Raw genomic sequence first — 20,988 nt, forward strand, 5'->3', positions numbered from 1 at the left:
TCAGCGCCATACCAAGGCGTTGAGAACACATATGGCCTACAAATCGCTCAGAGACTTTATCGCCAAGCTGGAAGCCGCGGGCGAACTGGTGCGCGTGACGAGTCCGGTCTCGACGCACTTGGAAATGACCGAGATACAGACGCGCCTGCTGGCCGAAAAAGGCCCGGCCGTTCTGTTCGAAAACGTCCTTATGCCAGATGGTTCCAAATCGCCCATGCCGGTGCTGGTCAACCTGTTCGGCAATGTGAAGCGCGTTGCCATGGGCGTGACGCTTGATAACAAGGAACGCTCCGAGCCATCGGACCTGCGTGAAGTCGGCGAACTGCTGGCCTTCCTGCGCCAGCCCGAACCGCCGCGCGGTTTCAAGGACGCGCTCGAACTCCTGCCACTCGCCAAGACCGTCATGGGCATGCGACCTAAGACGGTAAAATCGGCGCCCGTTCAAGAGATTGTCCTGAAAGGCGAAGACATCGATTTAACGCGCCTTCCGGTCCAGGGGTGCTGGCCAGGCGAGCCGGCGCCGCTGATCACCTGGCCGCTGATCGTCACCAAGGGGCCATCCGATTCGCGCGAGGACGACTATAACCTCGGCATCTACCGCATGCAGGTTCTAGGCAAGGATCGGACGATCATGCGCTGGCTGGCCCATCGCGGCGGCGCGCAGCATCACCGCCGCTGGAAGGCAGGGGGCAAACGCGATCCCTTGCCCGCCGTGGCTGTCCTTGGCGCCGATCCCGGCCTGATCCTGGCGGCGGTGACACCCGTGCCGGACACCCTGTCGGAATACCAGTTCGCAGGCCTCCTGCGCGGCCAGAAGGCCGAACTGGTCGAGGCCAAGACCGTGCCCCTGCTGGTACCCGCCCACGCCGAAATCGTGCTGGAAGGCCATGTGCTCCTCGACGAATATGCCGACGAAGGCCCCTATGGCGACCACACCGGCTATTACAACAGCGTCGAAAAGTTCCCGATCTTCCAAGTGTCGGCCATCACCATGCGCCGCGATCCCATCTATCTGTCGACTTTTACCGGCCGCCCGCCCGATGAGCCGAGCGTGCTGGGTGAGGCTCTGAACGAAGTCTTCATTCCGCTGATCCAGCAGCAGTTTCCGGAAATCATCGATTTCTGGCTGCCGCCTGAGGGGTGTTCGTATCGCATCGCCGTCATCGCGATGAAGAAGGCCTATCCGGGCCACGCCAAGCGCGTGATGATGGGCGCATGGTCGTACCTGCGCCAGTTCATGTACACCAAGTGGATCATCGTCGTGGACGACGACATCAATGCCCGTGACTGGAAAGATGTCATGTGGGCGCTGTCGACGCGCATGGATCCGGCGCGCGACATCACCGTCGTCGAAAACACGCCGATCGACTATCTCGACTTCGCCTCCCCGGAAAGCGGCCTGGGCAGCAAGATCGGCCTCGACGCGACCAATAAGTGGGAGCCCGAGACGCACCGCGAGTGGGGCGAGAAGCTCTACATGGAGCAGGACGTCATCGACCGTGTCTCGGCCAAGTGGGCGGAGATGGGGCTGCCAGGCTCCGGAAAGCCCATTTGGGCAAAGGGCAGATGATTGAAAATGCGCAATCGTGCGTAATTTTCGTTTGGTCGTGACGGATTTTGCAGCATAGTCGGTTTAACTCTGCAATCATAATCCAGAGAGGCCGCCGCTCATGTCCTTCCGCCGAATTGCCCTTGTCACCACCGCCCTGGCGCTTCTTGCCGGCGGCGCTTCCGCTCAGAATGCGCGCAAGCTGGAAACGCTCGACCGCGGCGCCGTCGCTGTCGCCACCGGCAATGGCGTCCTTGTCAGCTGGCGCATCCTGAACAGCGATACTGCCAACCAGACCTACGACGTTTGGCGCGACGGCAAGAAGGTCAAGACCATCAAGGGCGTGAGCAACTGGCTTGACGCCAAGGGTGTCGCGGGTTCCAGCTATCAGATCAAGGCCGGCAAGGAGACCTCCGCGGTCGTCAAGCCGTGGGCCAACGGCTATCTCGAAATCCCGCTCGATGTCCCGGCCGGCGGCACCACGCCCGACGGCAAGGCCTATACCTACACCGCCAACGACGCCTCGACCGGCGACCTGGACGGCGACGGCGACTACGAAATCATCCTGAAGTGGGATCCGACCAACGCCCAGGACAACAGCCGCGCCGGCTATACCGGACCGGTCCTGCTCGACGCCTACACGCTGGAAGGCAAGAAGCTGTGGCGCATCGACCTGGGCCGCAATATCCGCGCCGGCGCCCACTACACGCAGTTCTTGGTCGAAGACTTCGACGGCGACGGCAAGTCCGAACTGATCGTCAAGACCGCCGACGGCTCGAAGGACGCCCAGGGCAAGGTTATCGGAGATGCCCATGCCGACTGGGTTTCAACCGGCGGTGAACTGGAGCAGACCGACCGCACCGGCTCGGTACAGACGCCCGACGGCAAGCTGATGGCGCAGTTCCAGGGCCGCATCCTGAAGGGCCCCGAATACCTAAGCGTCTTTGAAGGCGTCAGCGGCCGCGTCCTCGACACTGTCCCTTACTGGCCGACACGCGTGCCCGAAGGCGACACGGCGACGCCGGAACGCCTGAAGGAGATCTGGGGCGACGGTTACGGCAACCGCTCAGAACGCTATCTGGCCGGTGTGGCTTGGCTCGACGGCGCCCTGCCCTCGGCGGTCATGGCACGCGGTTATTACGGGCGTACAACCTTGGCCGCCTACGACTATCGCAGCGGTAAGCTAAGCCAGCGCTGGACCTTCGATTCGACCGCACCCGGTGTGCCCGAAGGCTTCAGCGGCCAGGGCAACCACCAGCTCAGCGTCGCCGATGTCGATGCGGACGGCCGCGATGAAATCATCTACGGCGCGATGGCGCTCGACGACACGGGCAAGCCGCTGTGGACCGCCAAGCTGTTCCACGGCGACGCCATGCACGTCAGTGACCTCGATCCGACACGCCCGGGCTTGGAAAAGTTTGGCGTGCACGAAAGCCCAAAGGCGAACGGCAACAAAGGCTCGGCGCTTCTCGACGCCCGCACCGGGGAAGTCCTATGGACGACCTACACCGACAAGGATACAGGCCGCGGCGTGGCGGCGGACATTGATCCGCGCTATCCCGGCGCCGAGGCCTGGGCGTCGAACGGCGGCAACCTCTATAATATCAAGGGCGAGGTCATCGGCGACAAGCGGCCGCGCCAGATGAACTTCGCCATCTGGTGGGATGGCGACCCGTTGCGCGAGATGCTCGACAACATCACTATTTCCAAATGGGACTGGAATACCGGCGAGACCCGACCGCTGCTCCAGGCTGACGGCATGGCGTCAAACAATGGTACCAAGGCCACGCCGGCACTGCAGGCTGATATTTTGGGTGACTGGCGCGAGGAGGTCGTGTTGCGCAAGGCCGACAATACCGCCTTGCGTATCTACTCGACTCCCATCCCGTCGGATATCGGCCTGGTGACGCTCATGCAGGACCCGCAATATCGCGCGGCCGTGGCCTGGCAGAACACAGCCTATAACCAGCCGCCGCACCCCAGCTTCTATATCGGCGAAGGCTTCAAGGCGCCCGCCAGGAAGTAACGCCAACCACAATTACCCCGCGGCCCGAATTTCCGTTCGGGCCGTTTCTTTTTGCGTATCCGGGGGCCGAACGTCTGCCTGTGCCGTTTCCCTCCGCAGATAGCCGCCGACCTCTCCCGCCGGCATCGGCCGCGAGAACAGGAAGCCCTGGATAAAGCGCGCCTTCACCTGCAACAGTTGGCTAAGTTCGCGCTCGGTCTCGACGCCTTCGATGACACAGTCGAGGTTCAGGTTGCGGCACAGGTCGACAATCGTCTTGATGATCTTGACCGCGGTGTTGTTCTTCACCAGCTGTGTCACGAAGCTGCGGTCGATCTTGATTTTATCGACGGGCAGGCGGTGGATGTAGCTGAAGCTGGAATAGCCCGAGCCGAAGTCGTCGATTGCGATTCGGCAGCCCATGCCCTTCAGTTGCAACAGGGCGTCACAGGCCTGCTCGAAGTCGGTCAGCATCGCCGTTTCGGTGATTTCGAACTCGATACGGCGCGGATCGACGCCCGATCGTTTCACAGCTTCGCGGATATTGTTGATCGAAAGGCTTGACCGCAGGTCGCGCGCCGACAGGTTGAACGAGACACGCACGTGCGACGGCCACGCGGACACCTGGGCCAGCGCCTTTTCAAGCAGGATAAGCGTGACGTGGGTGATCAGGCCGGACCGTTCCGCCGCCTTGATGAAGACGTCGGGGCCGACATCGCCCAGTTGCGGGCTCGTCCAGCGCGCCAGGGCCTCAAAGCCGGTCGTCCGGCGCTCGATGGCATCAACCTGCGGCTGGAAGACGATGGACAGCTCCCTGTCCAGGTCGGCCGCGCGTAAGGACTGGTCGACGATGCTGAAGTCGTGCATCTCCGCTTCATGCGCCTTAGTGAACACGACCGGCGCACCACGCAGATTCTGCTTGGCAAAATAGAGGGCATAGTCGGCGCGTTCCAGCAATTGCGAGGCGGTCAAATGACTGTCGGCCGCGCGGACAAACCCCACAGAGGCCGAGATATTGGCCGCCACGCCACCGAGGAGATAGGTCTCACGCAGGCGATCGCACAAGGTAGCGCCGAACGCCTGCAGGTCCCCGTCGGAGCGGCTGCCGGGCAGAATAACCGCGAATTCGTCGCCGCCTATACGCGCCGCGAAGCCATCGCCTCCGCAATGTTCGCCCAGGCGCTGAGCAACATGGATCAGCAGCTCATCCCCAACCGAATGGCCGTAGATGTCATTGACGGGCTTGAAGCCGTCGAGATCGATCAGCGCCAGGTCGAAAGGCGCGCCATGACAGGTCTCGATCTGCCGGAAGAAGCTGCGGCGATTGGGCAGGCCGGTCAGGGCATCACAGTTCGCCATGGCCGAGGCCTCGGCGTGCAGTTTTTCCGCGACGATGCGCGCGCGGATGGCCTGGAACAGGGTATTGCGCACGACCAGCGAGATCATCATCACCACCGGCACGATCAGGATGGCCAGCACCGCCGAGTCCTTGCCGACGATTGTCCCCTTCGTCACGGCGAAGCCGATCAGGGCCGCCAGGGTAGCTATGAAGCTCGGCAGCATGACGCGCAGACGCACGCTGGTGGCGCCAAAAATCAGGGCAAGGAAGGCGAAATAGACCAGCCGCTGCGGATCGTAGTGGAGAAACTGGTAGATAACCGGATTGACAAGCAGCAGCGCATTGACCGTCGCACTGGCGATATCAAGACGCAGAAGGCTTTTCGTGTTCCGCAGGTAACGGAAATAGAAGAAGAAGCTGGCGGCCGAATTCATGATGGACAAGGCCAGCAGGATGGCGAGATCGGTGCCGGTTTCCGTCTGGAAACGGTTATAGACGACGATGCTGTAATAGACGCCCGTGATCAGGCAGAAGGTGCGGACAATCGGCACGATGGCATCGAATTCGTCCGCCGGCGTCAACCCTTTCGGCGCCGCAAAGCCGTGGTTGCGAAAGAAGCCAAGGATCCGGTTTACCCGGCCGCGCCATGGGCGCTCCGCCTTTTGTTCACCCACAGCTCTGCCAACCCCTTGTTTCCTTGACGTTGTGTAACAGATATCCTTGAAAGAAAGCCTAATGCCTGTGTAGACTACTCTACATATCTGCCGTCATACCGCCCGACGAAGCGGTTCAGGCTGCGCGTTGTGCTCGGCCGCCAGGTAGCTTGGGATTGCATCCGGCCCCATTGGACGCGCGAACAGATAGCCCTGAACATAGCGGGCATTGATTTCGCGCAGCGCCGCGCACTCCGCCTCGGTTTCGACGCCTTCGACAATGTGTTCCAGCCCCAGATTGCCGCACAGGTCGATCATGGTCTTGACGATCATCCGCGTCTGGCTGCTGGCGATCTGGGTGATGAAGGACCGGTCGATCTTCAGCGTGTCGATCGGCAGACGGTGCAGGTAGCTGAAGCTGGAAAAACCCGAGCCGAAATCGTCGAGGGCGATCCTGACACCCAGCCCTTTCAAGGCATTCAATCCTTTCAATGCCTGGTCGAAATCCGTCATCATCGCCGTTTCGGTGATCTCGAATTCGATACGACTGGCGGCGACGCCACTCGACAGCACGATGTCGCGGATGGCCTCGATGGCGCGCCACGAATGCAGGTCGCGCGTCGACAGGTTGAAGGTGACGAACAGGTCTTCGGGCCACTCGCGCACGGCCGTCAGCGTCTTGCGCAGCAGGATTTCGGTCAGCTTGCCGATCGTGCCCGACCGCTCGGCGGCCTGGATGAAGACGTCAGGCGTGACGGCACCGAGTTGCGGGCTGTTCCAGCGCGCCAGGGCCTCGAATCCCACCGTCCGCTGGGTCCGGAGGTCGTATTGCGGCTGGAAGACGATATGCATTTCCGCGTTCAGGTCGCCATTGCGCAGGGCGGTGTCGACGCGGTTGAAATCGCGCATCTCGCCTTCGTGACGGGCGTCGAATATGACGATTTCGCCCCGGGCATTGGCCTTGGCGCGATAGAGGGCATAGTCGGCGCGTTCAAGAAGCTGCGTTCCGCTGGCCTTTTCACTGCCGGCGCGCACCACGCCGATCGATCCGGACAGGCTGGCGGTGGCGCCGCCGAGATGAAACGGCTGGCGCAGGCTGCCACAGATCTGGCGCCCCAGCGCCAGCAGTTCGGCCTTGCCGCGGCGCGACGGCAGGATCAGTGCGAATTCATCGCCGCCCAGGCGCGCGATGATGGCGTCGTCGGGACAGGCAGCCTGGAGTCTGTGGCCAACCTCGACCAGGACGGCGTCGCCGGCGGCATGGCCATAGACGTCGTTGATGGGCTTGAAGCCATCCAGGTCGACCAGTCCCAGATCGAAGGGTTGGCCTACGCGCAGGCGCTCTTCCAGTTCAGCGAAAAAGCTCCGCCGGTTGGGCAGGCCGGTCAGGGCGTCGTTGTGCGCCAGCGCCGAGGCTTCGTCGCGATGGCGATCGGCCATGACGCGGGCGCGGACCGCCTTGAGGATGGTGATCCTGAGGATGACGCTCATGCACAGGCCGGTCATCAGCGCCGTCAGCGCAATCCAGGCATATTGTTCGATATGGCCGGGCTCGCGTCCGGCGGCGATCATGGCGAAGGTGGTCACACTGACCAGGGCGGCCGGCAGGACGACGCGCGTCGAAACGCCGGATATTGCGAAGATCGGCAGGATCAGGGCGAAGTAGATCAGCTTGAGTGGATCATAAAGGACAGCGATGTCTATGGCCGTATTGTAGAACAGCAGGAAGTTGGCGATATGGCCCGCCACGATCAGCCGGCGCATGGAATGGGTCTGCCGCGTGTAGCGCAGTAGCAGCATCCCGGCGATGACCGAAACAAAGGCCGCCCCGGGCACGACGCCCCAGTCGCCGGGTACGCGATAGGTCAATCCATTGACCACATAGTAGGCCACGAGCGCCCAGAGATAGCCCCGTACGACGGGCCGCATGGTGGCCGCCAGTTCACGGCGCATCACGGCCGCGTCAGCGCTGTCCGGGCGGCGGGTCCGCTGGCGCCAGATGATCCTGTTGCTTAAGTCCTTCATCCCTGAGCCAAGCCGCGCACAATCGATTGTAAACTGCCTCACAATGGAGAACGGCAACTGCGACACAGGAACACCCAACTCTACGCCTACACAAACAGGGGTAATGGGTTTAACCGCTGGCCGGTCAACGCAATGCTAAGCGATGTGGTTAAAGCCCGGGCTGTTCGTATCAATTTGTCACAAACGAGACTTGCCTTGTGACGGCGGGCGGGCCTATACCCATTTCATGTTGCAAACGCGAAGCAAGCCCGTTTCCCGAACGCCTTTCGAACGCCTGAACGACGTGATCGAAGCCGCGAAAGCGCGCGGCGCCGACGCAGCCGAAGCGGTATTCGCCGAAAGCCGATCCTTAAGCGTCAGCATCCGCAAAGGTGAACTCGAAACAGTCGAACGCGATGAGACGGCCGACCTGGGTCTGCGGGTGTTCGTCGGCCGGAAGCAGGCTGTCGTCTCGGTCTCCGAATTCTCGCCCCAGACCCTGGACCGCCTGGTCGAACGCGCCGTGGTCATGGCGTCCCTGGCGCCCGACGATCCCTATGCCAGCCTCGCCGATCCAGCCTGCCTTTACCGCTCCGGCGGTTCGGAAGACAGTCTGCAGATTTATGACGACACGCACCTGTCGGCCGAAACCCTGCAGAACCAGGCCCTGGCCATCGAAGCCGCCGGCCTCGAGGTCGATTCCCGCCTGCAGGGCGACGCGGCGTCCACCGGTTACAGCCAGAATTGCTGGCATATGCTGACCTCGGGTGGCTTTCGGGCGACGCACCACACCAGCCTGTTCTTCCTGTCCGGTCGCTTTATCGCCACCGGCGAAGACGGCGCCATGGAACGCGACGGCGAAGGCCGCAGCACACGGTTCGTCGAGGACCTGCCCAGCGTCATCGACATCGGCACCACCGCCGCCGAGCGCGCCATCAAGGCGCTGGGGGCGCGCAAAATACCTACCCAGAAGGCCCCGGTCCTGTTCGACAAGCGCATCGCCAAGTCGCTGATCGGCCAGCTCCTGGGCGCGATTTCCGGCACGGCCATCGCGCGTGGCTCCAGCTTCCTCAAGGACAAGCTGGGCCAGCAACTGTTTCATCCGTCCATCCAGCTGATCGACGATCCGCTGCGCGTGCGCGGCCTCGGCTCCTGCCTGTTCGACGACGAGGGTGTGGCGACCAGGCGCATGTCCCTGATCGAGGACGGCGTCCTGACGACGTGGCTGCTCAACACCGCTTCGGCACGGCAGTTAGGCATGACGACAACGGGCCACGCCTCGCGCGGCCTGGCCAGCCCTCCGGGTGTCGGCGCGCACAATATCGTGCTTTCGGCCGGGCCCAGGTCCTGCGCCGAACTGTTGAAGGATGCCGGCAAGGGAGTGATCGTCACCTCGATGTTCGGCCCCAGCGTCAATTCCGATACCGGTGACTGGTCGGCCGGCGCCTCCGGCTTCTGGTTCGAAAACGGCGAAATCCAGTATCCGGTCAACGAAATCACCGTTGCCGGCAACCTGATCGACATGTACCAGCGCCTCGTCCCGGCCTCCGACCTGGAAATCCGCGGCACAATGGATACGCCCAGCCTCCTCATCGATTCTCTAAGCGTCGGTGGCAAGTGATGGCAAGCGCCGTGGCGGCCACCGATCTTGACCTGATCATAGACAAGGTGCGCCGCGCCGGCGCCCTGGCGCAGCACCTCAAGGCGCACGGCCTGATCACCAGCTTCAAGGCCGACGGGTCCATCGTCACCAATGCCGATACCGAGGTCAATCTCTGGCTCAAGGAAGCGTTGCTCGAGGCGCGCCCCGACTATGGCTGGCAGAGCGAGGAATCGCCCGACAATGCCGAACGCCTTAACGCCGCGCGGACCTTCGTGCTCGACCCGATCGACGGCACCATGGGCCTGTCGAAGGGCAGCCCCTACTGGACGATCGCCCTGGCCATTGTCGAGGCCGGACGCCCCATAGCGGCCGTCGTCTATGCGCCTGACGCCCATGAACTGTTCAGCGCGGCGGCTGGCCAAGGCACGAAGCTCAACGACCAGCCCGTCCACGCCCGCGACCGCCAGACCCTGGAGGACGCCGAAGTCGTCGGCGATTCCCGCCTGTTCAGCCGCGACATCTGGCCGGAAACCTGGCCGCGCCTCAGCGTCCAGTCACGTCCATCGGTCGCCTACCGCATGTGCGTCGTGGCCGCCGGCCGCGCTGACTTCACCATGGCGCTGACGCCCAAGCGCGACTGGGATGTGGCCGCCGCGACCCTGATCGCCCAGGAGGCCGGCGCCGTTGTCTCCGATCATTTGGGAAATCCTTACGGTTTCAATGCCAAGGATAGCCTCAAACCCAGCCTGATCTGTTCCGGTCCGGCGCTGTTTCCGGAAATCATCCGGCGCTGCGCCCACCTGCTGACGCTGGAAAACCCCTAAAACATACCTGACTATTTGAGTGATACCATGAGCGACAAGCAACTTCTCCACCTCGTCATCGGCGGCGAACTGCAGGACCTGAACGGCACGACCTTCAAGGACCTGAAGGCGATCGAATTCGTCGGCGCCTATCCGAACAATGCCGAAGCCGTCAAGGCGTGGCGCACCAAGGCACAGTCCACCGTCGACAACGCCCTGATGCGCTATTTCGTCATCCATGCGCACAAGCTGATCGACCCAGCGACCGAAGGAGAATGATCAGGCGTCGGCCAGACGATACAGATCGGCCGCATAGCCCTTGTTGGACAGCTTCTTGTTCGTAAAACGATTGTCGGCGGCGTCCACCGCGTGGATGATGCCGCCGGCGATCTCCGCCGGGATATGATCCGGCGCCGCCTGGCCGCGCGGCAGTTCGGCCTCGGCCATGACGAAATAGACCTGGCCGTTCTCGTCGCGCAGGAAATCGACCACCCATTCGACTTCACCCGTCAATAGAACGTAGCGCGTCTTGACGATGCGCTGGGTGGACAGTGGCCATAGCAGGCTGAAATCGTCTTCGGAAATGGCCGTTTCGATCTCGACCAGTTCGCCCGCCTGCGGCGCCCACTTTTTGTAGGTGAAGATGTAGTCGCCGTCGCGCTGGCGGATGCGCGGACCGTCGTCGAGATAGCCCTGGCGGACGTCGTGCCTGGTCCATCCCCTCAAATGTCCCGCGTCGAAGGCGATGTCCAGCACGTATTTGCGTTCGTTTTCGACCGGCATTATTCGCGCCTCAGCAATTTCTCGGTCATCATCGTGCCCCACCATGACGCCTTGAAATCGGCCTTGATGCGGACGGGATCATATTCCGGACTATCCACCCAATCCAGGAAACTGATGCCGCGCGGTTCGATATCGCGCAGATAGACTTCGAACAGGTAGTCGAGCACACCGGTCAGGCCCGATTTCATGTGCAGGTATTTAAAACTCAACTGTTGACGCGCCTGCTCGATCGGCTGGCCGAGGTGCAAATGGGCGTAAAGGACGCTCATCATGCCGGCGCGGTCGGCGCCCGACTTGCAATGCAGCAGCGCCGGATATTCGATGCGGTCGAACAAGGCCTTGGCGGCGAAGATTTCGCCGCGCGTTGGCAGGCTGCGCGAGGTTAACCCGAAATTCTCCAGCTTCAGGCCCAGCTTCTCGCAAGCATACTTCTCGAGATAGTAGAACGATCCAAAACCGCCACGCAGGTTTATGACCGTCTTGATGCCCTTGTTCTTCCATTGCGCCAGCTGGAACGGCCACGGCTGGTTGGTTCGCAGCATCTTGTCGTCGATCCAGTGGGCATTGGTGAAGCCAAGTCGCAGGTAGGCGTGGTCACCCCACAAATAATGCAGATAGGTGCCGAAACGCTGCCAACGGGTCTCCGTCGGAAACTTGGTCTGGCGAAATTTCTTGGGGTAGAGCTTCAAAAACGGCCTCAAAAACAATTTTCCGAAGCGTAAGCTTCGGCAAGCACGACGTGCGCCCGAACTTATGCGAGGAGCCCCGCGGCGCTTGAGCGGCAAGGAATCCGCCATTAACACAAAAGCGCGCGACAGGCTTACGGAAATGACGCATAAACCCATATAAACACTGACAAACCGTTTGCCAGACCGAATGCCGCTCGAACCCAGACCACTGCCCCCAAATACGCTGTCTTCCGTCGAGATGCCCGCGAAAGCGATCGTCCGCCGGATATGGACGCAGTATCTCGCGGCACAGAAGCGTCTTCTCGGCATTGCCCTGGTCTGCGCGGTCGTCGTCGCCGTGGCCACCACGCTGTTCGGCGTCCTGATGGGATCGGCCGTGGACCTGCTGTTCCACACCTCCTCCGGCAAGTCGCTGGATTTTCTGCCCGCCGAAATCGTCGCCGCCATCGTCGCCAATCCGATGCTGATGATCCCGCTGATCACCATCGGCGCGGTCATTATCCGCTTCGCCGGCCAGCGCGGCCTGACGGTCTCGCTCAATACGGTCGGCAATCGTCTCGTTGGCAATATCCAACGCGACCTGTTTTCCCGCCTCGTGCACGCCGATCTTGGCCGTTTGCAAAAGGCGCATTCCGGCCAGCACCTGTCATCGGTGCTTTACGACGCCGACCTGGTGCGCGACGCCGCCTCGACCGGCCTGGTGCAATACGTCCAGAGCACCCTGATCGCCATCGGCGCCATCGCCAACATGATCTATTTCGACTGGACCATGACCCTGGCCGTCCTCCTGATCGCGCCCCTCATCGGCCTGGTCATGGGCAAGTACCTGAAGCGCACGCGCAAGGCGGCGCAGGGCGCCATGGCCGAGACCTCGAGCCTGTCGACCGCCATCATGGAAAGCCTGGACGGCATCAAGGTCGTCAAGGTCAGCAACCAGGAAACCGCCGAGGAGGCGCGCGTCGGCGATGTCATCGACCGCCGCCAGGGATATATGATCAAGGGCGCCAATGCCCGGACCATGGCCGCGCCGGCGACCGAACTGCTGACGGGCCTGCTGCTGGCGGGGCTTTTGGCCTATGCTGGCTGGCGCGCGCAGGGCGGCTTCATCACGGCAGGCGACCTGTTCGGCTTTGTCACGGCGCTCGGCATAGCCAGCCAGGCCCTTCGCCAGTTGACGGGCCTGCAAGGCACTTTCAGCCAGGGCATGACGGCGGCGCGACGCCTGTTCGCAGCGTTGGACATCAAGCCGGAAATCACTTCGGCCGCCGATGCCGTGGCACTCCCCCGCGACTTCAACCGTTTGAGCTTTGACAAGGCCAGCTTTGCCTATGGCGAGGCCCCCGTCCTGCACGAGGTCAGCTTCGACGTCTCGGCCGGGCAAAGTATCGCCCTGGTCGGCCCTAGTGGCTCCGGCAAGTCGACCCTGCTCAACCTGGTCCCGCGCTTCTTTGACCTCAGTTCGGGCGCCATCCGTTTCGACGGCGTCGACCATCGCCAGATTTCACTCGCCTCGCTACGCGATAATATCGCCCTGGTAACGCAGGATCCTTTCCTGTTCGATGATGCCATTCACGCCAACATCGCCTATGGTCGCCCCGACGCCACGACCGCCGAGATCGAGCAGGCCGCGCGCGACGCCGCCGCCGACGGCTTCATCCGCAGCCTGCCGCAAGGTTACAACACCCGTGCGGGCGAAGCGGGTTCACAGCTGTCCGGCGGGCAAAAACAACGGATTGCGATCGCCCGCGCCTTTTTGAAAAACGCACCTTTACTGCTGTTGGATGAAGCGACTTCGGCGCTCGACACCGAGTCCGAAGCGCTCGTACAACAAGCGTTGGAACGCCTGATGAAGGGCCGCACGACTTTTGTCGTAGCCCATCGCCTGTCGACCGTGCGTAACTGCGACCTGATCCTGGTTCTCGACAAGGGCCAGATTCGCGAGCACGGCACGCACGACAGCCTGATGCGCGCGAGCGGGCTCTACAGTCGTCTGGCCGCCGCGCAACTTGGCACCTCCCCGGAGGCGGCATGAAAGAGCTTCTGAAACGCCGCAAGCTGCAAAACATCCTCGGCAGCCTGATCTCAGCCTATCTGAAGTTCTGCTACGCCACGACGCGCTGGCAAAGCGAAGGCCGCGCCGAGGTCGAGGCCGTATGGGCCAGCGACACCCCGGTGGTGCTAATGTTCTGGCACGAGCGCCTGCACTTCGGCCATTCGAGTTGGCCGCTGGAAAACGCCCAGCCTATCGCGGTCCTCAGCTCGACGTCGAAGTTCGGCGACGTCATCACCAAGGTCACCGACGATTTCGGCCGCTACACCATCCGCGGCTCCTCCGCCAAAAAGTCCAATCCGGGCAAGGACAAGCGCGGCGCCCAGGCCTTCCGCGACATGCTGCGCTGGCTGCGCGATGGCAAGGGCGTGGCGACCACGCCCGACGGCCCGCGCGGTCCTGCCCGCACAATGACCGAAGGTAGCCTGAAGCTGTCGCAAATGAGCGGCGCCGTGCTGGTCTGCCTTGGGCAATCGGCGAAACACTATGTCGAGTTCAACACCTGGGACCGGATGCGCCTGCCCCTGCCCTTCAATCGCGGCGCCATGGTGTGGCGCGTCCTGCCGGCGGTCTCATCAAAGATCGACGAGGTGGAATTCGAACGCCTGCGCCTGGAAGCAGAACGCGCGCTCAACGAAGCGACCGACCGCGCCGACGACCTGACCGGCGCCAAACGCGGCACCGGCGGCGGCCGCCAGATCGGCTGGGAGGAAAAGCAGCGCGCCGAACAGGACGCCGAAACGGACGACGGGCAATGACGTTGCCTTTAGCCGTCTATCGCGGCGCGGCGCGGGCCTTTCACGCTTTCGCGCCGAAACTGCTGCAGGACCGCGTCGCCAAGGGCAAGGAAGATCCTGCGCGATTTATGGAACGCCTGGGGCAGACGACGCAGGCCAGACCCGACATACCCGTCGTCTGGATCCACGGCGTCAGCGTCGGTGAAAGCCTGTCGGCCATTCCGATCCTTGAACGTCTGCGGACCGACCGGCCGGACCTCGGCCTCCTGATCACTACGGCGACCACGACCTCGGCCGAGATTCTGAGCCGGCGGTTGCCCGAAGGCGTCATCCATCAATATGCACCGATCGACACGCCCCAGGCCGTCGAATCCTTTCTCGATCACTGGCGGCCACGCCTGGCGATCTTCATCGAAAGCGATATCTGGCCGAACCTGCTGCAAGGCCTGACGCAGCGCCGCGTTCCGCATGCGCTGTTGAGCGCGCGCATCACCGAAAAAACCTATCGCGGCTGGCAGACCTTTCGCCGCAGCATGACTGAACTGCTTAAGGGCTACGCGCTCGTCATGGCGCAGGACGACGCCTCCGAAGCACGTTTGCGCGCCATGCAGGTCACGCCGGGCGCCCAGGCCAATCTCAAGACCGTCGGCGCGCCGCTAAGCGTCAATGCAAAGGAACTGGCCAACTTGCGGGACGCCATTGCCGGCCGGCGGACGATCGTCGCCGCCAGCACCCACTACGGCGAGGACAATGTTGTCGTTCGCGCCCTGGAATCCCAGATCCGCGGTGGCGATCTGCTGATTCTGGTGCCGCGCCATCCGATCAAGGCCAGCGAAATCCGGCTCGATATGGAAGCCCTGGGCTTCACCGTCGCGCAACGCTCGCAGGGCGGGGCGATCACCGCTGAGACCCAGATCTATCTGGCCGATACCCTGGGCGAACTGGGCCTCTTCTTCTCGTTGGCCGATTTGGTCGTCATGGGCGGCAGCTTCCTGAGCGGGATCGGCGGGCACAATCCGCTTGAAGCCGCGCGCCTCGGCAAGAGCGTCATCACCGGCGACGATATCAGCAACTGGGAAGGCATCTTTGGCACCCTGCTAACCGCAGGCGGTGGCTGGCGCGTGCAGGGTCCCGACGAACTGGCTTTCCTGAGCGGTGAACTGCTGCGCGCGCCCGAAGCCATAGCCGAGGCCAACGCGCGTGCGCTGGAAGTCAGCCGGATCGAAGCCGGCACACTCGATCGCGTGTGGCAGGCACTCTTGCCTCTCCTGCCGGAAGGCGCCTGATCATGGCGCTCAATACCCCTGCATGGTGGTACAAGCGCGGCGCAGAGGGCGCGCCGTGGTGGCGCCCGGCGTTGTGGCCGCTGTCGCTCGTGTGGCGCGCCGTCAACGATGCCAAGCGCGCCAAGGCAAAGCCCTATCGCTCAAAGCTATTCGTCATCAGCGTCGGCAACCTGACCTTAGGCGGATCGGGCAAGACGCCAATCACCGCCGAGATCCTGCGCCTGCTCGACGGCGCGGTCGGCCTGTCAAAAGGCTATGGCGGCACGCTGGATGGTCCGGTACGCGTCGATCCGGCAAGCCACACGGCGTCCGAGGTCGGCGATGAACCGCTGATGCTGGCCCGGCGCACGCCCTTCATGATTGCCAAGGACCGCGCCGCCGGCCTCAAAGCGCTGGAAGGCCAGACACAAATTGCCGTTGTCGATGATGCGCACCAGAACCTCCAGATCGCCAAGGATCTGCACGTGCTGGTGGTTGATGGCGATACACGTAACGGCGCCTGGCCATTCGGCGACGGCGGCATCTGTCCGTATGGCCCCCTGCGCGAATCGTTTGGCGAAGGCCTGGCGCGCGCCGATATCGTCGTCCTGTGGATGCCGGACGGTTCGGCTCCTGACGCGAGCCTGCTGGACCTGCTTTCGTCACGGCCGGTCTTCGTGGCCCGGCTGGTGCCGCAGCCCCCCGCTCTCACCGGCCCGGTCTACGGCTTTGCCGGCATCGCCAAGCCATGGAAATTCGAAGCAACGCTGAAAGCCCTTGGCCTGACGATCGCGGGCTTCGAAGGCTTTCCCGACCATGCCGCCCTCTCCGAGGATACTCTGAACCGGTTGGCCGCCAAAGCCGGCGACGCCCCGCTGATCACCACCGAAAAGGACTGGATCAAGCTGTCGCCCGCCTGGCGTGCGCGCATTACCCCGTTACCGATCGCCGCGCGCTTCGATGACGAAGAGGGTTTCAAATCCGCACTTTTGACGGCGCTCGACAAGGCGGGTTTCAAGCGATAGGCTTTTCGAAAATCGATATAAGAATTCGGAGGAGACCATGCTGAAATCGCTCTTGACCGGCGTCTGTCTGGCGGCCGCGCTTGCCGCTTCATCCGGCCACGCCGACAATCCCGCGCCCAATCCGCCGCCGACGGTCTCGCAATTCAGTGATATCTCCGCCCACGACCAGGTCCGCCAGATGGGCCGGGGCGTCAATATCATCGGCTATGATCCGTTCTGGCAGGACGGCGGCAAGGGCAATTACACCGAAAAGCACTTCGCCGAGATCAAGGCCGCCGGCTTTTCGACCGTGCGCGTGGTGCTGTTCACCTTCAAGTTCCTCGATGGCGACAACACGCTCGATCCGAAGTGGTTGAACCGCCTGGACTGGGTCGTCGCCAACGCCAAGAAAAACGGCCTGACCGTCATTCTCGACGAGCACGATTTCGACAGTTGCTCCAAGGATATTGCCGCCTGCACGCCCAAACTCAAGGCCGTCTGGTCACAACTGGCCGAGCGCTACAGGAACGAGCCGAACACGGTCGTCTTCGAACTGATGAACGAACCGCACGGTCAATTCGACGCCGCCACCTGGAACGCCACCTTCCCCGAAGTCCTGGCTGTCATCCGCAAGACCAACCCCAAGCGCAATGTCATCATCGGCGGCGTGCAGTGGAACAGCCGCAACACGCTGAAGGACTTGAAGCTGCCGGAAGACGACCGGCACATCATCGCCACTTTCCACTATTACGATCCGTTCCACTTTACCCACCAAGGTGCCGCATGGGCGCCGCCTGAGATCACCAAGCTGAAGGACATCCGCTTCGGCACGCCAGAGCAGATCGCCCAGGTCGATGCCGATTTCAAAGCTGTCTCCGACTGGTCGAAGGCCAATGACCGCCCGGTGCTGCTGGGGGAATTCGGCGCCTATGACGCGGCCGCCATGGAAGACCGCGTCTTGTGGACCTCGACGGTCGCCCGCACCGCCGAAAAGTACGGCTTCGCCTTCGGCTACTGGCAGTTTTCCAGCGATTTCCTGCTCTACGACTTCAAGACCCAGTCCTTCGTCAAGCCGATCCTCAAGGCGCTGGTTCCGGAGACCAAGTGATGAAAGCCTTCCTCATTGCCGCGGCGCTGATGGCCCTGCCCTTTGCGGCCCAGGCTGACACTTACAAGGGCAAGACGGCCTATGCCGAAATCACCCCTGAAGCGCAGGTCGCGCGGCTGGGAGCCGGCATCAATATCATCGGCGGCTACGATCCGTGGTGGAAAGACGGCGAGACGAAGTTTCGCGAAAAGGATATCGAGGAAGCCGCCAAGGCTGGCTTTACCCATATCCGCGTGCCCCTGTTCGCCTTTGACCACCTGACCGCCGAAGGCAAGCTGACACCCGCCTATCTGAAGAAGATCGACACTGTCATCGACCTGGCGGCGGCGCAGAACCTCGACGTCATCCTCGACGTCCACATGTTCGAATACTGCGCCAAGAACGTCGATTCGTGCGCCGACAAGCTGGCCTCGACCTGGTACGAGCTGTCGGAGCATTACCGGGACGCGCCGAACAGCGTCGTCTTCGAACTGCTCAACGAGCCCAACGGCCAGGTCGACGACGCGATCTGGAATGCCTGGGTGCCCGACCTGATCTCGATTATCCGCGAGACCAATCCGACGCGCAACGTCGTCGTCGGTCCAACCCTATGGAACAGCATCGACAAGCTGGCCGTGCTGCAACTGCCGGCCAATGACCGTCACCTGATCGCCACCTTCCACTACTATTCGCCCTTCCCCTTCACGCACCAGGGCGCGTCGTGGGCGCCAGCCGATATCATGGCGCTCAAGGACGTGCGCTGGACCGGCAAGCCGGAAGAGGTGGCCGCCATCAATGCCGATTTCGACAAGGTCGTCACCTGGTCCAAGGCCAATAAGCGCCCGATCCTGCTCGGCGAATACGGCGTCTATGGCCTGAACGCGCGCATGGAAGACCGCGTCGCCTGGACGAAGGCCGTGTCGAAGGCCGCCGACGACCGTGGCTTTGCCCGCGCCTACTGGTATTGGGATGGCGGCGCCACCAGCTTTGGCGTATGGGACCAGGACAAGCGTCAATGGGTCAAGCCGATCCGCGACGCGCTGGTTCCCAAAGGAAAATAGCATGGTCGCCAAGGCCAAACGTTCGATGGAAGACGTCGCGGTCGTTGACGGCGTCAAATACCGCTGGCACATCCACCGCGAACCGCAATGGGCGACGGTGGATGGCGCCAAGGGGCTGTGCATCTCGGTCCAGCATGACGAGAACCCGCAAAAGGTCCTTCTGCTGGAATACCCATTCCCCAAACCCAGCCGCCACGCCCAGCGCCCCAAGGTCTCCAAGCAGGACGTCGCCGTCCAGATCGGCAAGGCGATCGCGGACGGCTGGGAGCCCGAATCGCGCGGTAAGCCGTTCACGTACATGATCGAGGCGTGACAATAGGTGTAAGGCCTGGCGCTGCTGTCTGTCTGTGCTAGGCTCGGCGCAAGGGGAAGTGACGCGATGGATACCGAACACGAACTGTGCGAAACCGTGCGGGAATATAGCCGCGAAAGCTGGCTGCACGCGCGGCATAATGAGACGCAGCGCTCGGCCGTGTCCGGCGCGATTATCGCGATTTCGGCGGCGGTCGTCGGCTTTATCACCCGCCATGAGCTGACCCAGGCCGACCTGCCGCTGACACTTTTCCTGATGTTCCTGGGGCTGTTCGGCGCCGCCTTCTGCGCCAAGCACTATGAGCGCTTTTCGCTGCATATGGAGATTATCCGCGAAAGCCAGGCCTATCTCGATCGCCTGCTGCCTGGCGAGCCACTGGGAGACATCTTCACCACCGCCAAGGCCGCGCACAAGCGCCGGGGTCACTGGCTGCGCGGCGTGCGGCTGAACCATTTCTGGATCCTGCTGCACCTGATGATTGCGACGCTGGGCCTGCTTTTGTCGGTCTATATCAACGCCAATCTGTTCGACGGCATCATCATCTGGGCGCAGGATATATACGCGCAGATTACCCGCTAAGCTCCCTCCTCCCTGTTGCGAAGCAATGGGGAGGTGGCATCGAGCGTCAGCGAAGATGACGGTGGGGGGTAACGCGGGAGGTGTAGGCCCCACCACCGCTGCGCTACGCTTGCGGTCCCCCTCCCCATCGCTACGCGACAGGGAGGAGAGTCAGAGGGCTCTCCAACCAATATCCGTTCTGTAAAATCCGCCTGGCCAATCGATCTGATTGATGGCCGCGTAGGCCTTGTCGCGCGCTTCATGGATCGTCTTGCCACGGGCGCAGATGTTCAGCACGCGCCCGCCGGCAGCCTTGAGCGCGCCGTCGTCGCCGCGCACCGTTCCGGCATGGAAGACCGTGACATCGTCGCCGAAGTCCTGGTCGGCGCCGCGGATCAGCGAACCGGTCAGCGGGCTGTCCGGATAGCCCTTGGCGGCGTAGACGACGCAAACCGCCGCTTCGTCATGCCATTGCGGCGCCGGCAGGTCCTTGAGGCCGCCCTTGGTCGCGGCGACCAGATAGGGCACGATATCGCTCTTCAGGCGCAGCATCAGCACCTGGCATTCTGGGTCGCCGAAACGGGCATTGTATTCGACCAGGCGCGGACGGCCGCCTTCGATCATCAGACCGGCGTAGAGCACGCCGGTATAAGGATTGCCCTCAGCCTTCATGCCGGCCATGGTCGGCTTGAGGATTTCGGTCTCGGTGACTTTAAGCAGGTCCGGCGTGACGATCGGCGCCGGCGAATAGGTGCCCATGCCGCCAGTATTCGGCCCCGTATCGCCGTCGAAGGCGCGCTTGTGATCCTGGGCCCAGCCAAACAGCAGCGCCGTCTCGCCGTCGCACAGCGCAAATACCGAAGCCTCTTCGCCGGTCATGAACTCTTCAATGACGATCTGGCTCGAGGCAGGACCGTAACGGCCACCCAGCATGGCTTCGATCTCGGCGACCGCGTCCTGATAGTCCGGCGAAATAGCGACGCCCTTGCCGGCGGCCAAGCCATCGGCCTTGATGACGTAAGGCGGCTGATAGGATTTCAGGAAGTCGCGCGCCTCGGCGACCGTGGTGAAGGTTTCGGACGCAGCGGTCGGGATATTGTGGCGCTTGCAGAAGTCCTTGGTGAAGGCCTTGGACGATTCGAGCTGCGCCGCCGTCCGCATCGGACCGAAGCACGGTATACCTAGCTTTTTGCACGCGTCGGCAATGCCTTCGGCCAGCGCGCTTTCGGGGCCGACAACCACGAGGTCGGCGCGTATCTCCCGCGCCAGCGCCGTCAGGCCTTCGACATCGGTCGCCTTTATCGGATGACATTCGCCCAAGGCCGCCATGCCGGGATTGCCGGGCGCGATGACCAGACGCTCGCACAAGGGCGATTGACGAATCTTCCACGCGAGGGCGTGTTCGCGGCCGCCCGAGCCGATCAGCAGGATGTTCATGGGCGCTTCGCTTCTCTCATGCACGCCGCGAGGTCAAGAGGTTTGTCA

18 protein-coding genes are annotated in these 20,988 nt (G+C 62.7%); 13 read left to right on the top strand and 5 right to left on the bottom strand.

What is annotated here, in order from left to right; genetic code table 11:
- Positions 1-31 precede the first annotated feature (31 nt).
- Both J2X24_RS15925 and J2X24_RS15930 read left to right on the top strand, forming a co-directional pair.
- Positions 32-1,570 carry a UbiD family decarboxylase gene (locus tag J2X24_RS15925; protein ID WP_209723894.1) on the top strand — a complete coding sequence of 513 codons (1,539 nt, stop codon included), beginning with the start codon at positions 32-34 and terminating at the stop codon, positions 1,568-1,570.
- Between the two features lie 100 nt (positions 1,571-1,670).
- The gene (locus J2X24_RS15930) at positions 1,671-3,575 is read left to right on the top strand and encodes a rhamnogalacturonan lyase (RefSeq protein WP_209723896.1); all 1,905 of its coding nucleotides are present in this window, start codon (positions 1,671-1,673) and stop codon (positions 3,573-3,575) included.
- A 12-nt stretch (positions 3,576-3,587) separates the two neighbouring features.
- Here the strand turns inward: J2X24_RS15930 and J2X24_RS15935 are convergent, their stop codons facing one another.
- Positions 3,588-5,567, bottom strand: a complete 1,980-nt coding sequence (locus J2X24_RS15935; RefSeq protein WP_209723898.1) for a putative bifunctional diguanylate cyclase/phosphodiesterase — start codon at positions 5,565-5,567, stop codon at positions 3,588-3,590.
- A gap of 93 nt (positions 5,568-5,660) precedes the next feature.
- A complete protein-coding gene (locus J2X24_RS15940; protein ID WP_209723901.1) occupies positions 5,661-7,571 on the bottom strand; it encodes a putative bifunctional diguanylate cyclase/phosphodiesterase in 1,911 nt (636 codons plus the stop codon).
- Positions 7,572-7,797: 226 nt separating this feature from the next.
- Here J2X24_RS15940 and J2X24_RS15945 point away from each other — a divergent pair, with 226 nt between their 5' ends.
- The 3 genes from J2X24_RS15945 to J2X24_RS15955 are packed head-to-tail and all read left to right on the top strand — an operon-like array spanning position 7,798 to position 10,235.
- The gene (locus J2X24_RS15945) at positions 7,798-9,171 is read left to right on the top strand and encodes a TldD/PmbA family protein (RefSeq protein WP_209723903.1); all 1,374 of its coding nucleotides are present in this window, start codon (positions 7,798-7,800) and stop codon (positions 9,169-9,171) included.
- Positions 9,171-9,977 (top strand): inositol monophosphatase family protein, encoded by an 807-nt coding sequence (locus J2X24_RS15950; protein WP_209723905.1) that lies wholly within the window; start codon positions 9,171-9,173, stop codon positions 9,975-9,977. The genes J2X24_RS15945 and J2X24_RS15950 overlap by 1 nt, the downstream gene beginning before the upstream one ends.
- Before the next feature lie 27 nt (positions 9,978-10,004).
- A complete protein-coding gene (locus tag J2X24_RS15955; protein WP_209723906.1) occupies positions 10,005-10,235 on the top strand; it encodes a DUF4170 domain-containing protein in 231 nt (76 codons plus the stop codon).
- Here J2X24_RS15955 and J2X24_RS15960 read toward each other — a convergent pair whose 3' ends face one another.
- Both J2X24_RS15960 and J2X24_RS15965 read right to left on the bottom strand, forming a co-directional pair.
- Positions 10,236-10,739, bottom strand: coding sequence for a CYTH domain-containing protein (locus J2X24_RS15960; RefSeq protein ID WP_209723908.1), 504 nt, complete (start codon positions 10,737-10,739; stop codon positions 10,236-10,238).
- Positions 10,739-11,428: a protein tyrosine phosphatase gene (locus tag J2X24_RS15965; RefSeq protein WP_209723910.1), complete on the bottom strand. Its 690-nt coding sequence runs from the start codon at positions 11,426-11,428 to the stop codon at positions 10,739-10,741. Before J2X24_RS15965 ends, J2X24_RS15960 begins: the two co-directional genes overlap by 1 nt.
- 238 nt (positions 11,429-11,666) lie before the next feature.
- Here J2X24_RS15965 and J2X24_RS15970 point away from each other — a divergent pair, with 238 nt between their 5' ends.
- From J2X24_RS15970 to J2X24_RS16005, 8 genes are all read left to right on the top strand, one after another.
- Entirely contained in the window at positions 11,667-13,460 is a 1,794-nt protein-coding gene (locus tag J2X24_RS15970) for an ABC transporter ATP-binding protein (RefSeq protein WP_209723912.1), read from the top strand.
- Entirely contained in the window at positions 13,457-14,236 is a 780-nt protein-coding gene (locus J2X24_RS15975) for a lysophospholipid acyltransferase family protein (RefSeq protein WP_209723914.1), read from the top strand. The genes J2X24_RS15970 and J2X24_RS15975 overlap by 4 nt, the downstream gene beginning before the upstream one ends.
- Positions 14,233-15,501: a 3-deoxy-D-manno-octulosonic acid transferase gene (locus J2X24_RS15980; RefSeq protein WP_209723916.1), complete on the top strand. Its 1,269-nt coding sequence runs from the start codon at positions 14,233-14,235 to the stop codon at positions 15,499-15,501. The genes J2X24_RS15975 and J2X24_RS15980 overlap by 4 nt, the downstream gene beginning before the upstream one ends.
- A 2-nt stretch (positions 15,502-15,503) precedes the next feature.
- Positions 15,504-16,505 carry a tetraacyldisaccharide 4'-kinase gene (gene lpxK, locus J2X24_RS15985; protein ID WP_209723918.1) on the top strand — a complete coding sequence of 334 codons (1,002 nt, stop codon included), beginning with the start codon at positions 15,504-15,506 and terminating at the stop codon, positions 16,503-16,505.
- A 37-nt stretch (positions 16,506-16,542) separates the two neighbouring features.
- A complete protein-coding gene (locus J2X24_RS15990; RefSeq protein WP_209723920.1) occupies positions 16,543-17,592 on the top strand; it encodes a glycoside hydrolase family 5 protein in 1,050 nt (349 codons plus the stop codon).
- Positions 17,592-18,632, top strand: coding sequence for a glycoside hydrolase family 5 protein (locus J2X24_RS15995; RefSeq protein ID WP_209723922.1), 1,041 nt, complete (start codon positions 17,592-17,594; stop codon positions 18,630-18,632). Before J2X24_RS15990 ends, J2X24_RS15995 begins: the two co-directional genes overlap by 1 nt.
- Position 18,633: 1 nt before the next feature.
- Positions 18,634-18,945, top strand: coding sequence for a hypothetical protein (locus J2X24_RS16000; protein WP_209723925.1), 312 nt, complete (start codon positions 18,634-18,636; stop codon positions 18,943-18,945).
- Between the two features lie 66 nt (positions 18,946-19,011).
- Complete coding sequence (locus tag J2X24_RS16005) at positions 19,012-19,524, top strand: hypothetical protein (protein ID WP_209723927.1); 513 nt, start codon at positions 19,012-19,014, stop codon at positions 19,522-19,524.
- Between the two features lie 150 nt (positions 19,525-19,674).
- Here J2X24_RS16005 and purD read toward each other — a convergent pair whose 3' ends face one another.
- Positions 19,675-20,940 (bottom strand): phosphoribosylamine--glycine ligase, encoded by a 1,266-nt coding sequence (gene purD, locus J2X24_RS16010; protein WP_209723929.1) that lies wholly within the window; start codon positions 20,938-20,940, stop codon positions 19,675-19,677.
- Positions 20,941-20,988 lie beyond the last annotated feature (48 nt).

Source organism: Asticcacaulis solisilvae (assembly GCF_017875235.1).
Taxonomy (GTDB): domain Bacteria; phylum Pseudomonadota; class Alphaproteobacteria; order Caulobacterales; family Caulobacteraceae; genus Asticcacaulis; species Asticcacaulis solisilvae_A.

Coding starts and splice junctions, on each gene's coding strand:
- J2X24_RS15925 (WP_209723894.1), top strand. CDS start 32: ATGGCCTACAAATCGCTCAGAGACTTTATCGCCAAGCTGGAAGCCGCG.
- J2X24_RS15930 (WP_209723896.1), top strand. CDS start 1,671: ATGTCCTTCCGCCGAATTGCCCTTGTCACCACCGCCCTGGCGCTTCTT.
- J2X24_RS15940 (WP_209723901.1), bottom strand. CDS start 7,571: ATGAAGGACTTAAGCAACAGGATCATCTGGCGCCAGCGGACCCGCCGC.
- J2X24_RS15945 (WP_209723903.1), top strand. CDS start 7,798: ATGTTGCAAACGCGAAGCAAGCCCGTTTCCCGAACGCCTTTCGAACGC.
- J2X24_RS15950 (WP_209723905.1), top strand. CDS start 9,171: ATGGCAAGCGCCGTGGCGGCCACCGATCTTGACCTGATCATAGACAAG.
- J2X24_RS15955 (WP_209723906.1), top strand. CDS start 10,005: ATGAGCGACAAGCAACTTCTCCACCTCGTCATCGGCGGCGAACTGCAG.
- J2X24_RS15960 (WP_209723908.1), bottom strand. CDS start 10,739: ATGCCGGTCGAAAACGAACGCAAATACGTGCTGGACATCGCCTTCGAC.
- J2X24_RS15970 (WP_209723912.1), top strand. CDS start 11,667: ATGCCCGCGAAAGCGATCGTCCGCCGGATATGGACGCAGTATCTCGCG.
- J2X24_RS15975 (WP_209723914.1), top strand. CDS start 13,457: ATGAAAGAGCTTCTGAAACGCCGCAAGCTGCAAAACATCCTCGGCAGC.
- J2X24_RS15980 (WP_209723916.1), top strand. CDS start 14,233: ATGACGTTGCCTTTAGCCGTCTATCGCGGCGCGGCGCGGGCCTTTCAC.
- lpxK (WP_209723918.1), top strand. CDS start 15,504: ATGGCGCTCAATACCCCTGCATGGTGGTACAAGCGCGGCGCAGAGGGC.
- J2X24_RS15990 (WP_209723920.1), top strand. CDS start 16,543: ATGCTGAAATCGCTCTTGACCGGCGTCTGTCTGGCGGCCGCGCTTGCC.
- J2X24_RS15995 (WP_209723922.1), top strand. CDS start 17,592: ATGAAAGCCTTCCTCATTGCCGCGGCGCTGATGGCCCTGCCCTTTGCG.
- J2X24_RS16000 (WP_209723925.1), top strand. CDS start 18,634: ATGGTCGCCAAGGCCAAACGTTCGATGGAAGACGTCGCGGTCGTTGAC.
- J2X24_RS16005 (WP_209723927.1), top strand. CDS start 19,012: ATGGATACCGAACACGAACTGTGCGAAACCGTGCGGGAATATAGCCGC.
- purD (WP_209723929.1), bottom strand. CDS start 20,940: ATGAACATCCTGCTGATCGGCTCGGGCGGCCGCGAACACGCCCTCGCG.